The organism is Pseudomonas sp. W2Aug9 (assembly GCF_023127755.1).
Lineage (GTDB): Bacteria > Pseudomonadota > Gammaproteobacteria > Pseudomonadales > Pseudomonadaceae > Aquipseudomonas > Aquipseudomonas synxantha_A.
Map to the genome: position 1 here is coordinate 1 of NZ_SPKL01000029.1, position 14,926 is coordinate 14,926.

Sequence of the window (14,926 nt, forward strand, 5' to 3'; positions counted from 1 at the left end):
TTTGCTGAGTGCTGCCATTCACCCTGAAAAAAGGGACAGTCTACGGTTAAATAGAACTGCCCCCTCTAGTTCTCCTGATATTTTTATTTTACATTGGGGCTAGTTCCCTGATGAAATTGAAGGAAGTACGGCCAAAGCGTACCTGATGTTTTCGTTAACGCCCGCGGATTGGCTGACTCCCGTATACATGTTATAGGTTTTAGACCTGCCACCCTGAACCACAGGAGTTATCCAAGCGGGTTGGATCCCGCCACTCCATCTGATAGGTACCTGGCCATACGCCGTGTAGATAGAAGGCCATTTATCTTCCGGGATTTGCGTATACGGTGGTTGGACCCTTTCACTGAAGTTGTGGTGGCCAAAGGGATATTTGTCACCGGCCAATATAACTACATACCAGCAGTTTGATACTGTGACAGGATAGCTGACCTCTTGACTCGCACTGTCCCTCACGTAGACTCGAGTGGTGCCGTTACTTTTGCTTCTGACGTTTCCATTGGCATCTACAACTGCTACTGGAGAGTTTTGTGGTCGAATTGAATAGTAATAAGGAGGCGTTCCACTTGCTGGCTGACGAGTAAGTGCGGCTCCAGGAAAATCAGCAATCTGCAATGCGCCTGTGGAGTTGAAGTGCCAGCCATTCAGGTACATGGTTGAGGTGTCAATGATAAGAGGTTTAGACTCGACGATGGTATAGGTCGTCTTTGGAAACTCAACTGCCCGGCTCTGATCGTCGATACCATTATAGGCCACGTAAAAACTCAACGTTACCTGGCTATTATTTGCCACCCTGTCCAACCAACTACGCAGCACAGCTTTATCTCTCAAACCATTGGCGGCCTCCGTGGCGCTGATCAGTTCGCCCTCCATCACCAGTAGATCTTCTATACCGTCGCTGCTGAGTATCATCCACCCTAGTTGGTCTTTGTCGCTCAAAGGCCACTTATCCACTGATGCCTTGGCGTCGCCGGTAAAACTACCCAGGTTCAGCGTGCCTCCATCAATAATACTGTTGATGAGTGGCTGCGGTAAGTCCGTGGCCGGAATCGTATTGACTTTCACCGTCTGCACCTGCGACGGGCGTGGGTCAGCCACGCCCGTGCTCACCACCGAATACTTCAAGCACACGGTACTGTTCACACTATGGTGCAAGACCTTGGCCGAGGTCAGGTTGAACACTACCGTGCCTCCATCCAGCCCATTCTGGCTGGTTGAATAAGAGGTGCCGTCGGCAAAAAACCAGTAAAGCGTGATGAAATCTTGGCTACTCATACCGTCATAGCGAACCGTTGCCGTCGTATTGTGTTGAATGGGCAGCGGGTCCACTGTCACATTCGGCCCTGTATCGGTGGTGCCATTGATAAACGGGTGGGGAAGATCTCCTGATAATGCCTGAATGGTGTACGTGCGCCGACGGAAGTGCACTGCATTGGCTTTGTTGGTGCTACGATCGAAACTGGCCCAGAAATCGATGAACAGCGGCATTCCATCCTTGAGTCTGCGCAGATCCGGCGGCGTCGGTGGCATGATGCCCTGACTCTCGCCCTCAGGCGTTACCAGGTTCTCGCTGTAGGTATCCTCAATGTAATCCGCGCCATCGTCGTAGATACCTTCATATCGCATCCACATCCGCTGAAACCGGTGAATGAACGGCCAGATATTGATCAGGGTGCGCTCCCGGCCAGTAAGCTGGGAAATTACCAATACCGGGTTATCATGCCCTTCGATGGTGGGGATCGGTAGCGTGGTCAGGGGCAGTAACAGCAGATCCAGTATGGGCGACGGTATTCTCCGCGTGCCGCGCAGCACAAAGTACTGCACGGGAATCTGGCGGCCTTCGGAAAGAATGTTGGCGCCTACTACTTCGCTCGGTACGTCAAAGTGCACTGTTCTTGAGGTGTTGCCATTCTTGGTTTCTTCATAAGTGCCAATGCCCGGTACGCCGCTGAACACTGCCAGGATCCGGTCGCTGGGTGACATGTTCAGAAACGATACTTCAATCGTTGCTCCGGTCGTTGCGGACTCCGGCCTTAGTTGGTCTGGGTCTCGTGAGGCTTCAAGCACTTCCGGCCTCAACAGCTCACCTATTGCTTTACCGACCGTCACGTCAAGCGTCTCAGAGCGCAGTGTTGTGTTGCCGCGTATGAGGGAATAGCTCAAGCGAATGGAGCCGTTGTTATTCACGTCGACATAATTTCGATCTACCGGAAACGAAATCTCTCCTCCTACCACGACGTTAATCGTGTCGCCTGTGCTGCCACCCACCCCAGAGCCTACCCAGCGCCACACGACAGTGTCACCTCGTTGGAAGGCATAGGGGAGAGTGACATTGACCTGGAAGATCACATCGGCCGGATCGAGGTTGCCATTTTCATCTACGCCCTCAATATGCGGCGCAGGCAGGTCGGCGCGACGTTCGCCTATTTCTACTATCAGGTGCTCGGATTCGCGCACCGTCAGCACATCGGCTTCCTGTATCGTGTTCACACCGTCATTGACGCGATAAAAGACGTCGATCGGCCCGAGCCCGACGAACTGTGCGAAATTTGCCGGCGTCACAATCCGAAAGCGTGTGGGTGGTGGTGGGTCGCCGGCCTGCTGGGTTTGTTCATAAAACACTAGGCCGCCGCCGGGTCGGTGCGCCTCAAAGCGCAAGGTGACGGGATAGTTCGGACTGTATGGCACGAAGGCCGGGAAGTTGACTTTGAGGTAGGGGACGGTCGGATCGATCAAGCCGCCTTCGTTTTCCTCGATTTCAACTGCAGGCATGTTGGAAACAGTACCAAAAACTGTGACAGACAGACTTTGGGAATAGCCAATCTCAGTGCCTAGCGGGAATTGCAGCGTATAGGAGATTTGCATCGAGCCGTTGATCAGGTCTTCGAGGATGCTGTTCTCGACGGTGGTATATGCCGAACGCCCGGGCCGGGCAGCAAACGCTGGCAATGGGATGGTGACTTTCGTTTTATCTTCGCGTGTACCCACGATGGTAGCTACGATCTGAGTGCCTGCTGGCGTTGGGGAGCCATTCGGGAGCCGTGTGGGCGCAACCACTTCGAGTTCGAAGTGACTCTCTGCGTACTGGTCGAAATCGACGTTATTATTGTCTGTTCCATCCACCAAAAAGTGGGGGCGCATGAGTGCGTCTGGATCCAGGTTACTGTTCAGGTTTACCACCTGAGACCACTGCTGCACTTCCCCTGAGAAGTTCAGCACCAAGTCGTAGATCCGGAACCGGATAGTCAACAGACCGCTACCGCCCAATTCGATGACCTCCCACGGGACGAACACCTCGATAGGCGTCAGTCCCTCGGCCTGATCCGCGTCCAACTGCAGCTCTACCAAACGACCGTTCCAATACAACTCGATGGTGTCCCCTACAAATGCATCTGGGTAGTGATCAATGGTAATGAGCACACCATCACGTGCGCGCTCGGGGTCGAGTACGGCATCTGAGCCACTCAAGTCCTCTGGCAGGTGAAGGACCAGCGCCGAATGGTAGGGGAGTCCTGGGTCCTGATCCACGCCCCCTGGCCGGGTATCTTTCAGGAACCAGGTTTCTTCCTCCGATGTACTTTCAGTGCCAGACCCGTTACGCCTGACCAGGCCATAGCAGGGGTACACAATACCTAGCGGTACATGCTCGCGTAGTACCGAGAGTTGGTAGCGTCTTTGCGTTTCCTCGCCAGCAACAATTTCCCCCCAGGCGACCGGAAAACGCCGATCTCCCATATACCATTCGTAAGAATCGCCGACGTTCTTCGTGGTCCAGCTCTCGAAGGTAATCAGCAAACGGTTTTCGAGGCTGCGTATGCCAACCCCTACATCAGCCAGAAGTTCGGGAAGGGGACGTACAGTGTTGTCGTTGTAGGGCGGCGGCTCCAGGTCTGCGATGCGTGGTGGGTGCAGGATGGGTGGACTGTCTGTGCGTTTATCGGACATGGTGGTGACCCTTCAGGCTGATTTGAGAAACGTGCCAAACAGGGTCAGCAAATATGAGAGAGTGGTCACCGTCTAGCTGTGAGAAATGACAGTGGCGACGAGCGGTCAGCTACTGAATAATGAGTGTCAGCGCGCTATAACGCACGCCCTTGGCCAGGGTTACCAGCAGCAAAAAACGCGACAACGGCTCTCGCATCACCCCGGCCACCAAGGTCAGCGGGTCGCCGATGATAGGTACCCAACTGAGCAACAGCGTCCAATGCCCCCAACGCAGGTAATGCCCGCGGGCTCTATCCAGCTGTTTGGCACTCACCGGAAACCAGCGCCGTTCCTTGAAGCGCTCTACCGAACGCCCCAGCAGCCAATTGACCACCGACCCCAGCACGTTGCCCAACGTGGCGATACCCAGCAGCAGCCACAGGTTGTAATGCCCGCTGATCAGCAGGCCGACCAGCACGGCTTCAGATTGCAGGGGCAATAACGTTGCGGCGCCAAACGCCGCGCCGAACAGCCCCAGGTAACCCATCAGCACCGGTCAGTGGGCCGGGTAGTCGGCTATGTATGGACTCGCCCCCACTTTCAACCCGCTTTTCAAACATTGGTACCCGGTTGCATCTATGTATCAGGCCTATCCGAGGAAGCTCCAAACAGCTTCTGGCCAACATTGGATCAGCTCGCGATCTGCCCATTACAAAAAGGCCTCAAGGGCCGGTAGGAGCACAGGCATCAATTCGCGACGGTCTGACCAGGGGTCAATGTTCGTTAGCACGGGTTGGAGCGGCTAAACGCCCCGGTGGCAGAACTCTGTAAATCAGTGGCTCATCGCAGCCTCCTGACTATTGCCTGGCTGACGTCGATAAGTCTGGTCGTTTTGCAAGAGCCGCCAGAGGATACGCAGGTTGCGGTTGGCCAAACGCACCGCCGCCTCCTTGCGCCCTATGCGAGATACCCAACGCTGTAGCCACTGGTCGTCGGGCTGTTCTGAATCCGGTCGCACCTGTCTTAACACGGCGTGGGCCCCCTGGACCGCCAGGCTGCGCAAATACGCATCACCCTTCTTGCTCATCTTGCCGAAATTGCCCTATGCTTGCAGTAATCGCGCCCATGCCTGAGCACCTGGCCCGGTTTCCACCAGCACCGTCACGCTTGCTGGAAGCTTAAGAAGAAAGGTTTGAAAGGCCTCTCGTGACTTAATCCGATCCTCGAATATCACCTGGCCGAGCGCATTCTCACCGGCCACCTGGAAGACCTTTTTGGCAAGGTCTACCGCGACGTTTACGCAAGTAGATACATCGGCTGACAAAGACTGATTGATCGTCGTATGCTTTTTCATGGGCTCGCCCTCGCTGTCGTTGGCTTCTATAAGAATGCCACCGTGGCGCATAGACGCCTCGGCTTGGGCGAGTCCATCTAATTACAGAGGTAACTCATGAGCGCCGCACAAAGGTGCGCATGGTTTGCCCAGGGCCGGTGCTGAATACGGTGGGCCTGGGCATGCCTTCATCCGCTGCGATAAATACGAAATCATCGCCGTCGAGCCGGTAACTGGCGGGAAGCTGCTTGCCCGCGTCATCGCCGATAGCGTCAATCCAGGTAATGCTTTTGGGCGTGGTACTGGCATCCAGGAAAAAACGGCCCGCCAGCAGTTGATCACCATTGACGGTGGTCACTTCGAAGCAATCGCCCGTGATGGTGGTAATAGCCCCTGGCGCACTGTGGGCGTCGGCGGGGTTGAGGATGCCACTGTCTTCAAGGGCAGTCTGCTCCCAGGTGCCTTGTAAGCCGCGTAAATCGAGAGTTGAAACAGACAGCATGCAAATTCCTTATTGCTGATCAGGGAAGCGCCCCGTTGCATCAGGTACGCAACCACGACGTAGGCGGATAAGTTTTTTCTTTAGAAGACAGCTATTTGACAGCATTTTGATGTTCTATTGACTATGCTTGCAAGCGCGCAAGTCCGACAATGCTGCGCCATTTGTACTACTCCTCGATATAAAACCGAAATAATCCTTGGAAATGTGGGATATTTCGGCTGGCTAAGTGGTCACATCGCCACCGGTCCGGCGTATCCAGGGCGTTGTCCCTGATTTTTGAAGCCATTTAGGTTTCTGAGAATGATGGCCTTTTAGTATTATTTTAAGGTGTTCTTATTTTGAATCGCACTTCCCCGCTCCCGCCCTCCGTAGCGTCTGATGAAATTGACTTGTTTGAATTGTTTCACGCCATCTGGCGACAAAAAAAGCTGGTAGTCGGATGTACGCTTCTGGTGGGCGTATTAGGGGCAGGGTACGCGTTCCTGGCACCCAAGACTTATGAAGTCAGCAGTGTGCTGCGGCCTGCGGCAATCAATGAACTGGATGCGTTGAACCGTTCGGAAGTCTATAAGTTGCCTCCCGCTGACGCCCTGATGAAAGTGGGAGCACAGTTAGACTCTTACGAGGCGCGCTTGGGATTTTTCAAGGAACACGAGGAATTGTTCAAGGCGTTCAAGAAGCCGGGGCAGAGCCTTGAGCAAAGCTTTGAGGCGTTCAATCGAAACTCTGTCAACCTGATCTTGCCGGACCCGAAGAAATCAGACTCGCTGAGCAGCTATATTCGCTTGGAACTGCAATACCCGACAGACGTTGATGGTGTCGCGATCCTCAACGGCTTTGTAGACTACGCCATCGCCGCCGAGCGTCAGCAGGTTGGCGCCGACCTCAAGGTGATCGTCAATAACCGCTTGAGCGAACTCAAAGGCAAGATCGACGCCGCCCGTGACAACTACGATACGGAAAAGGAATCCAAGATCGCCAAGCTGCTTGAGGCTGACCGACTCAAGCGTGCCCAGTTGCAGGATGAGCTCAGCGCGCTGCGCTTGCAGATGAAGATGGAGCGTACCAATCGCCTGGCCGAGCTGGCGGAAGCCATCGCCATTGCCAAGTCCATGGGCATCCGCACCCCGACGACACCATCTTCCATGGCGGACTCCACGCGCAGTGGGTCGAGCCAGGTCATGCGCACAGAGGTGAACAATCAGAAGATCCCGCTGTACTTCATGGGCACCGAGGCTCTGGAAGCCGAACGCGCTGCGCTGCAACAGCGCACCAGCGATGACTTCACCAACCCGCGAATTGCCGAGATCGGCAAGGATTTGCAACTGCTCGAAAGCAACCGCGAAGTCGAGGTGCTGCGCAAGCGCGGCAATGAGGACATATTCCTGCAGGACGTCGAGCCGCTTCGTGCTGAAGTTGCCAGGCTGCGTGGCTTGAACATCGACATGAGCAACCTCAAGCTGGTAACGGTCGACCGCCGCGCCCAAGAGCCTCTGGCGCCGATCAAACCGAAAAAATCGCTGATCATTGCTTTGAGTCTGGTGGGCGGCCTGTTGGTGGGACTCATGATCGCGCTGATTCGCTACTTCATCCGCAGCCGCAGCCAGGCCGTACCCTTTACGGCGTTGGGAGACGGCAGTTTGCCCCGCCGCGAGATTAAGGACACCCCGCAATAATTTCAGCAAAACCTTTAAGCAGGTGGGCGGGAACGCCCGCCTGTTCCCTTCCCCAGCACACTCAGTAGACAGCTTTTCACAATTCTTAGTTAACCTTTGGTTACAAAGTATGGCTAAATAACGGCCAATGGTTACACGCCGCAGGTCGCCCAGCCTGCCGTGTCACCTGTACGTGAATTGTGATTTCAGGTGCTGCATATCCATCCTCGGCCGTTGTGGGCCCGCAGGAGCAGCCTGTTCTCTCCCTGACTTGTGACGAATCCCTTGAAACTCATCATTGTTGCTCTCTACGTTGCCTCCATTGCGTATGTACACCTGCGTGGTCGGGTGCGACACAAGCTGGGTCGCCAGCTTAGCGATCACTCGACGTTCCTGGCGCCGATCAACTGTTTCCTGTACTTGTTCTCCAAGCAGCCCAGCCGTCCCTATCTGTCGCCCAGCGATTTTCCAGACCTGAGCCCCCTGCAGGAACATTGGCAAGAGATCCGCGAGGAAGGCCAGAACCTGATGCGGGCCGGGGAGATCAAACGTTCGGATCAGTACAACGACGTGGGTTTCAACTCGTTTTTCAAGTCGGGCTGGAAGCGCTTTTACCTCAAGTGGTATGGCGACAGCCACCCTTCGGCGATGAAGCTGTGCCCGCGCACCACCGAGTTGGTGCAAGGGATCGGCTCGATCAAGGCCGCGATGTTCGCCGAACTGCCACCGGGCTCCAAGCTGGTGCGCCACCGTGACCCGTACGCGGGCTCCTATCGGTATCACCTGGGGCTCGATACGCCCAACGACCCAGGGTGCTACATCAATGTGGATGGCGAGAGCTATTACTGGCGCGACGGCGAGCCGGTGATGTTCGACGAGACCTACATTCACTACGCAGAAAACACCACCCAGCAGAACCGCATCATTCTGTTCTGCGATATCGAACGCCCGATGAAGTACCGCTGGGCGGCGGCATTCAACCGTTGGTTCAGCCGCAATGTAATGGCCGCTGCAGGCTCGCCCAATGATGATGGCGACAAGACCGGCGGCCTCAACCGCGCCTTTACCCGCTTGTACAAGATCCGCCTGCGCGGCAAAGAGCTCAAAAAGCGCAACCGCACACGCTACTACCTGGAAAAATGGGCGATCTTTGCCGGTCTGGCGCTGATCTTCATTCTTATCTGAACCCTGTGCCGGGCGCGAATCACTGCGGTGGTTTTGCGCCCAGCTTGTCCCACATCTTCTTGCCGATTTTCTGCCGATTGGCATAGCCGGCCCATGGGTCGCCCTTCAACCCCTGCAGACGCTCATGCAGGTTCGCCACCGTCCACTGCTGGGCCCCGCGCAATCCTTTCAATTCTTCCCGACTGACCGGCACCGATACCGGCAGACCCGGCCGTGCACGCACGGAGTATGCCGCCACAGTGCTGGCGCCACGGGCATTGCGCAGGTAGTCGATAAAGATCTTGCCCACACGGTTTTTAGGGCCGCTGGTGGCGGTAAAGCGTTCGGGCAGTTGCTGGCTCATAAATTGGGCAATGGCCTTGGCGAATGCCTTGACGGCGTCCCAGCCATCACGCCGGGCCAGCGGCACGATCAGGTGCAGACCTTTACCGCCGCTGGTCTTGACGAAGGCTTGCAAGCCCAGCTCATCCAGCACCGACAGGGTCAGTTCGGCCGCTTCCAACATGGATTTCCAAGGCAGGGCCGGGTCCGGGTCGAGGTCCAGGACGAACAGGTCAGGGGTTTCAATCTTGTCCGTAGTGGCGCCCCAGGTATGCAACTCGACAGTGCCCATTTGCACGGCGCCGGCCAGCGCCTCTGCGCTGTCTACCTCCATCAGGCGTGCATGACCGGGATCCAGGGCCTGATCCAGTTGCTTGATGTGGGGAATTGCCAGGCGTTCGGAGTGCTTCTGAAAAAACTGCTCCCCTTCGATGCCTTCGGGTGCGCGCAGCAGCGACACAGGACGACCGCGCAGGAACGGCAGGATCCATTCGCTGATGTCGGCGTAGAACTGCGCCAATTGCTGTTTTTGCGTGCCACTGTGCTTGTCGATAATGCGATCGGGGTGGGTGATTTTCACGTTCTTCACCGCTATGTCGGCTTTATCGGTTTTCTGCTTCTTCGAAGCATTGACCGACTTTGCCGCACGCGGCTGTTCATGAATGATCTGCGACGCAGGCTTATCAGTGCGCAGCCCAACAAAGGCCGCCTGGCGCACCACGCCTTCACGCGTCCATTCGGCGAATTGCACTTCACCCACCAGGCGCGGCTCGACCCAATGCACGCCACGGGCCTGGGTGCTGGTCAAAGGCTTTTGCAAGGGCGAGTCCTTGCGCTCCAATGGCGTGAGCTTGGCGTAGATGGATTTCAACGTGGCCTGATCAAATCCGGTGCCCACACGCCCGGCATATACCAGCCCGGTTTCATCGTTGACGGCCAGCAGCAGCGCGCCAAACCCGCTGCGCGAACCCTGAGGGCGGGTGTAGCCAACAATCACAAACTCCTGGCGCAGGCGGCATTTGAGCTTGATCCAGTCAGCACTGCGGCGGGACACATAGGGGCTGCCTGCACGCTTGCCGATCACGCCTTCGAGCGCCAGGTCGCAGGCGCTTTCGAAAATATCGCGGTGGTTGGCGGCAAAGGCTTCGGAGAAACGCAGCAGTTTGCTTTTGCTGCCGGCGAGCGCAGCTTTAAGCGCAGCCCGACGCTCCTCGACCGGATCTTCGCGTTGATCACGGCCGTTCAGGAAGGGGGCATCAAATAGGTAATAGACGATGTCCAGGCTGCGGCCGATATCGAAGGCATTCTGCAACGCCTGGAAATCCGGCAACCCGTCGCCGTTGAGGCTGACCACTTCGCCATCCAGCCAGCTGTCCTTGAGCTTGAGGGCTTGCAAGGCTTTGGCCTGGCGCGGCAGGCGTTCGGTCCAGTCGTGGCCGTTGCGAGTGAACAGGCGCACTTGACCGTCATGGATGCGCGCGAGAATGCGATAACCGTCGAACTTGATCTCGTAGCTCCAATCGCCCTCGGGGGCGCGATCGACCAAGGTCGCCAATTGCGGGGCAAATTCTTCGGGTATGGCGCTCACTTGCGTGCGGGCCTTGGCCTTTGGCGCTGGCTTTTTTTTGACTGGGACCTTGGCCTTGGGCGTGCCGACCACCGCATCGCTGAGCACGCTGGCAGGCTCGGCGTCGACAATATCGTATTCAGAAGCGGGGCGTGCCTGCTGGTCTTTTTCCTTGATCAGTAGCCACTGCTCCTTGTCGCCACTACCCTTGAGTCGGGTGCGTACCAGGGTCCAATCCCCAGCGAGTTTTTCGCCCACCAGCGTGAACTTGAGCTTGCCGGCCGCATAGGCTTTGCGCGGCTCGTCATGGGGTTGCCAGATACCTCGGTCCCACACAATCACATCGCCTGCGCCATATTGGCCGGCTGGGATGCTGCCCTCGAAACCGCCATAGCTCAGGGGGTGGTCTTCAACGTGGACCGCCAGGCGCTTCTGGCTTGGGTCCAGGCTCGGGCCCTTGGGCACCGCCCAGCTCAACAGCACGCCGTCGAGTTCCATGCGAAAGTCATAATGCAGGTTGCGCGCATCATGCTTTTGAATCACGAAGCTCAGCGCCGAGGCTTTCCGCTTGCTGGCGGGTGAGCTGCCGGCGGGTTCGGCGGTGATCTTGAAATCGCGCTTGCGGTTGTATTCGCTCAGGGGCTTTGCCATATCGCGCTCCAGTCAATGGCAGGCTCAAGAGGCCTTTTTGTTGGATTTCTTCGCGGCGGGCTTTTTCGCCGCGGGTTTGCCCGCCAGGCTGCGTTTAAGCAGTTCGGTCAGGTCGATAACGTCGGCGGATTTGCGCTCTTCGCTGTCTTGGCTCGACTCCACGTCTTCGATCTTGCCGGCCTTGGCCTTTTTCGCCACCAGCGCCATGATCTTGTCCTGGAAGCTGTCGCGGTACTCATCGGGTTGCCAGTCTGCACTCATGTCTTCCACCAGGCGCTTGGCCATGTCCAATTCACCCTTGGCCAGGGTCGGTTTGGTTACATCGGCACCGAGTTCCAGCTCGTCCAGGCTGCGCACTTCTGCGGGCCAGCGCAGCATCACCAGTACCAGGGCCGATTCGAGCGGCATCAACGCGGCCAAGTGCTGTTTGGTATGCAGCACCACATTGGCCAGGGCGACCTTGCCGGTTTTCTTCAGGGTTTCGCGCAGCAGTGCATAGACCTTGCCGCCACGTTTGTCCGGCGCCAGGAAGTAGGGCGTGTCGATGTTTTGCAGGGGGATCTGGTCAGCGGCGACAAACGCGATGATCTCAATGGTCTGGGTCGATTTCGGATGGGCCGAGCGAATTTCATCTTCGCTGATCACCACATAACGGCCCTTCTCAAAGGCGACGCCCTTGACGATATGTTCCTTGGTGACTTCCTTGCCCGTGGTTTTGTTGATGCGCTTGTAGCCGACCGGGTCCATGCTGCGTTTGTCCAGCCAGTCGAAATCAACGCCTTGGGAAGATGTCGCCGAGACCAGCGACACCGGGATATGAACCAGACCGAAACTGATAGCGCCTTTCCAGATTGCCCGTGGCATAACTCCGATTCCTTAAAAAGTGAGCCTGTTCTGGTGACTCGCAGGCCGCGGCAAAAGTTTCGGCGGGCAGATGCTCGGACAGATCGTGTTACACCTGATGAGAAACTATTTAGTGTCGCAAGCCGAACCCATGGCGTAGCGTGTTATCGAAAGCACGTAGTACTCGGCATAGAGAGGCTCCGTCATGAATGCTTATGTACGTTATCTTGCAGTACTTGCGCTGGGCCTGGCCCTGGCGCCTTGGGCCCAGGCGCAAAACCTGCCGGGCCAATACGACACCAATAACAGCCCGATTCACCGGGCCAACCCCAATAGCATGCAGGGCACTCAGCCCAATGCACCTGCGGCCGGCGGTATCCAGACTGCGCCCACCGGCCCTCGGCCGACCGTGGAAAACCGCGGAATCGGCAATACGTATCCCAAGCGCGACGTAGCTCCCAGTCGCCCGGCCACCGAAACCAAAGCACCCACCTATGATGCCAACGGCAATCGCCGGTAAGGACTTCGCCTTATGTTTCTACGCAAAACTCTGCTAGCGGCTGTCTGTGCCGCCACGCTGCTGCCGCTGACCACCGTTTATGCCGCCGATAGCCAGCAGTTCCCCAGCGAGCAAGGCAGCATCACCGTCACGCCGATCGCCAAAGGCCTGGATCATCCATGGGCGCTGGCGTTTCTACCGGATCAGCAGGGCTTCCTGGTGACCGAGCTTCCCGGGTACCTGCGATTTGTCAGCCCCGACGGTAAGCTTTCCGCTCCGTTGAAGGGGGTGCCGCAAGTCTGGGCCAAGGGGCAGGGCGGGTTACTGGATGTGGTGTTGTCACCCGACTTCAAGCAGGACCGTATGGTCTACCTGTCGTACGCCGAAGGCGGCGGGCAGGATGGCAAAGCCGGAACCGCTGTGGGGCGCGGGCGCCTGTCCGCTGACATGAGCGGCCTGGAGGACTTCAAGGTGATCCTGCGCCAGGAGCCCAAGCTGTCTACCGGCAACCACTTCGGCTCGCGCCTGGCGTTCGATCGTGACGGCTATCTGTTCGTGACCCTGGGCGAGAACAACGACCGCCCGACCGCCCAGGACCTGGACAAGCTGCAAGGCAAAGTTGTGCGCATCTATCCAGATGGCCGCGTACCGGATGACAACCCCTTCGTCGGTCAACCCGGTGTACGTCCCGAGATCTGGTCCTACGGCCAGCGTAACCCACAGGGCCTGGCGCTGAACCCGTGGAGCGGCACGATCTGGGAAAACGAGCATGGGCCGCGTGGGGGCGATGAAGTGAACATCATCGAGCGCGGCAAGAACTACGGGTGGCCGCTGGCGACCCACGGCATCAACTACTCTCTGCTACCGATTCCCGAAGCCAAGGGCAAAACGGCAGAAGGCACGGTGCAGCCCCATCATGTCTGGGAGAAGTCCCCGGCCATCAGCGGCATGGCGTTCTATGACGCCGACCGGTTCAAGGTGTGGCAGCACAATCTGTTTATCGGTGCGCTGGGCACTCAGGAGTTGATTCGGTTGCAGTTCGAGGGTGACAGGGTCGTTCACGAGGAACGTTTGCTGGGCGAGTTGAAAGCGCGAATTCGTGACGTGCGGCAGGGGCCGGATGGGTTTCTGTATGTGCTGACGGATGAGGATAATGGAGTGTTGTATCGGGTCGGGCTGAATCAGGACTGATGCCTTTCGGTAATCGCTTTTTGTAGGAGCGAGCAAGCTCGCTCCTACAAAGGGTAAGAGAGCTACAGCCCTAGGTCTGACAAGCCCGGATGATCATCCGGGCGACGCCCCAGCGGCCAGTGGAACTTGCGTTCGCTTTCCTGGATCGGCTTATCGTTGATGCAGGCAAAGCGGTTGGCCATCAGGCCGTTCTCATCGAACTCCCAGTTTTCATTTCCGTAGGAACGAAACCAGTTGCCGGAGTCGTCATGCCACTCATAGGCATAGCGCACGGCGATGCGGTTGCCGGTGAACGCCCACAACTCCTTGATCAATCGATAATCCAGTTCCCTGGCCCATTTACGGCTCAGGAACTGCCTGGCTTCTTCGCGGTTGTGGGCGAATTCGGCGCGGTTACGCCACTGGGTGTCCAGGGTGTAGGCCAGGGAAACCCGTTCTGGGTCGCGGGAGTTCCAGCCGTCTTCGGCCAGCCGGACTTTTTCGATGGCTGACTCGCGAGTAAAGGGCGGTAGGGGCGGGCGGGCTTGTGCATTGGCTGACATGGGGTGGCTCCTTAAAACAATAGGGTTGAATGATAGAAGTTGCCAATTCCGAGAATTCAAAGTCCCAATAACGTTCGCGCCATGCATTGCGCATTATCGGCAGCTGTTGAATCACCCATGATCAGGGCAACGGTAATGGCGCCATCGATCAGGATCAGCAGTTGCGCGGCCTGCTGTTGCGGGTCGGGGGTGCCATGTGCTTGACACAGTTCAAGTGCGTACTCGAACAGTTTGTGTTTATGGGCCTTGGCCAGCAGACGCACCGGATCTTGAGCGTTGCCGGTTTCGCCACTGGTGTTGATAAAGGCGCAGCCGCGAAAATCCGCGGAACCGAACCAGCTTTTCAGGGCGCTGAACAGCGCCAGCAAGCGCTCGCCGCTGTTGTCGCTGCGTTCCACTTCGCTGCGCAGCCACTGCATCCAGCGTTCGTCGCGACGCTGCAGGGCGGCAATCACCAACTCGTCCTTGTTGGCGAAATAGCGATAGATGCTTTTTCTCGATACGCCAGCGGTTTTTACCAGCAAGTCCATGCCGGTGGCGGCGATGCCATGGCGATAGATCAGCTTTTCGGTGACGTCGAGGATAATGTCGCGGGTTATGTCGTTCATGCTTATTACAGTAGAACGATCGTTCTTCTTGGTCAACCGGCTTTTTTCCATGCCGTACGGCGAGACCTGAGCAGCCCCATGGTGTAAGCTCTGGACCTCTTCGGATTC

Annotated in this window: 11 protein-coding genes and 1 pseudogene; 4 read left to right on the forward strand and 8 right to left on the reverse strand. The window is 57.1% G+C overall.

The annotated features are described in order from the left end of the window. Positions 1-99: 99 nt before the first annotated feature. The 4 genes and pseudogenes from E3O56_RS18835 to E3O56_RS18850 form a co-directional block, all read right to left on the reverse strand. Positions 100-3,942 (reverse strand): hypothetical protein, encoded by a 3,843-nt coding sequence (locus E3O56_RS18835; protein ID WP_248128754.1) that lies wholly within the window; start codon positions 3,940-3,942, stop codon positions 100-102. Positions 3,943-4,051: 109 nt separating this feature from the next. Beyond that, entirely contained in the window at positions 4,052-4,474 is a 423-nt protein-coding gene (locus E3O56_RS18840) for a YqaA family protein (protein ID WP_248128755.1), read from the reverse strand. 279 nt (positions 4,475-4,753) lie between these two features. After that, positions 4,754-5,275 (reverse strand): annotated as a pseudogene (locus E3O56_RS18845) (hypothetical protein). A gap of 94 nt (positions 5,276-5,369) precedes the next feature. Then, complete coding sequence (locus E3O56_RS18850; protein WP_032875090.1) at positions 5,370-5,756, reverse strand: TIGR03067 domain-containing protein; 387 nt, start codon at positions 5,754-5,756, stop codon at positions 5,370-5,372. A 338-nt stretch (positions 5,757-6,094) separates the two neighbouring features. Here E3O56_RS18850 and E3O56_RS18855 point away from each other — a divergent pair, with 338 nt between their 5' ends. Together E3O56_RS18855 and lpxO are read left to right on the forward strand one after the other, a co-directional pair. Next, entirely contained in the window at positions 6,095-7,432 is a 1,338-nt protein-coding gene (locus E3O56_RS18855) for a Wzz/FepE/Etk N-terminal domain-containing protein (protein WP_103735219.1), read from the forward strand. A 264-nt stretch (positions 7,433-7,696) separates the two neighbouring features. Continuing rightward, on the forward strand, positions 7,697-8,596 hold the full coding sequence (gene lpxO, locus E3O56_RS18860; RefSeq protein WP_032875099.1) for a lipid A hydroxylase LpxO: 900 nt from the start codon (positions 7,697-7,699) through the stop codon (positions 8,594-8,596). A 19-nt stretch (positions 8,597-8,615) separates the two neighbouring features. Here the strand turns inward: lpxO and ligD are convergent, their stop codons facing one another. Continuing rightward, positions 8,616-11,135 carry a DNA ligase D gene (gene ligD, locus E3O56_RS18865; RefSeq protein ID WP_248128756.1) on the reverse strand — a complete coding sequence of 840 codons (2,520 nt, stop codon included), beginning with the start codon at positions 11,133-11,135 and terminating at the stop codon, positions 8,616-8,618. Between the two features lie 24 nt (positions 11,136-11,159). After that, entirely contained in the window at positions 11,160-11,999 is an 840-nt protein-coding gene (locus E3O56_RS18870) for a Ku protein (RefSeq protein WP_248128758.1), read from the reverse strand. 184 nt (positions 12,000-12,183) lie between these two features. Here E3O56_RS18870 and E3O56_RS18875 point away from each other — a divergent pair, with 184 nt between their 5' ends. Both E3O56_RS18875 and E3O56_RS18880 read left to right on the forward strand, forming a co-directional pair. Next, positions 12,184-12,498 carry a hypothetical protein gene (locus tag E3O56_RS18875; protein WP_078821416.1) on the forward strand — a complete coding sequence of 105 codons (315 nt, stop codon included), beginning with the start codon at positions 12,184-12,186 and terminating at the stop codon, positions 12,496-12,498. Positions 12,499-12,510: 12 nt separating this feature from the next. Beyond that, entirely contained in the window at positions 12,511-13,668 is a 1,158-nt protein-coding gene (locus E3O56_RS18880; protein ID WP_248128759.1) for a PQQ-dependent sugar dehydrogenase, read from the forward strand. A 62-nt stretch (positions 13,669-13,730) separates the two neighbouring features. On the opposite strand, the gene E3O56_RS18885 is transcribed toward E3O56_RS18880, so the two are convergent. Together E3O56_RS18885 and E3O56_RS18890 are read right to left on the reverse strand one after the other, a co-directional pair. Further along, on the reverse strand, positions 13,731-14,210 hold the full coding sequence (locus E3O56_RS18885; protein ID WP_032875113.1) for a nuclear transport factor 2 family protein: 480 nt from the start codon (positions 14,208-14,210) through the stop codon (positions 13,731-13,733). Positions 14,211-14,266: 56 nt separating this feature from the next. Further along, a complete protein-coding gene (locus E3O56_RS18890) occupies positions 14,267-14,818 on the reverse strand; it encodes a TetR/AcrR family transcriptional regulator (RefSeq protein ID WP_005788500.1) in 552 nt (183 codons plus the stop codon). Positions 14,819-14,926: the final 108 nt, after the last annotated feature.

Coding starts and splice junctions, on each gene's coding strand:
- E3O56_RS18835 (WP_248128754.1), bottom strand. CDS start 3,942: ATGTCCGATAAACGCACAGACAGTCCACCCATCCTGCACCCACCACGC.
- E3O56_RS18850 (WP_032875090.1), bottom strand. CDS start 5,756: ATGCTGTCTGTTTCAACTCTCGATTTACGCGGCTTACAAGGCACCTGG.
- ligD (WP_248128756.1), bottom strand. CDS start 11,135: ATGGCAAAGCCCCTGAGCGAATACAACCGCAAGCGCGATTTCAAGATC.
- E3O56_RS18870 (WP_248128758.1), bottom strand. CDS start 11,999: ATGCCACGGGCAATCTGGAAAGGCGCTATCAGTTTCGGTCTGGTTCAT.
- E3O56_RS18875 (WP_078821416.1), top strand. CDS start 12,184: ATGAATGCTTATGTACGTTATCTTGCAGTACTTGCGCTGGGCCTGGCC.
- E3O56_RS18880 (WP_248128759.1), top strand. CDS start 12,511: ATGTTTCTACGCAAAACTCTGCTAGCGGCTGTCTGTGCCGCCACGCTG.
- E3O56_RS18885 (WP_032875113.1), bottom strand. CDS start 14,210: ATGTCAGCCAATGCACAAGCCCGCCCGCCCCTACCGCCCTTTACTCGC.
- E3O56_RS18890 (WP_005788500.1), bottom strand. CDS start 14,818: ATGAACGACATAACCCGCGACATTATCCTCGACGTCACCGAAAAGCTG.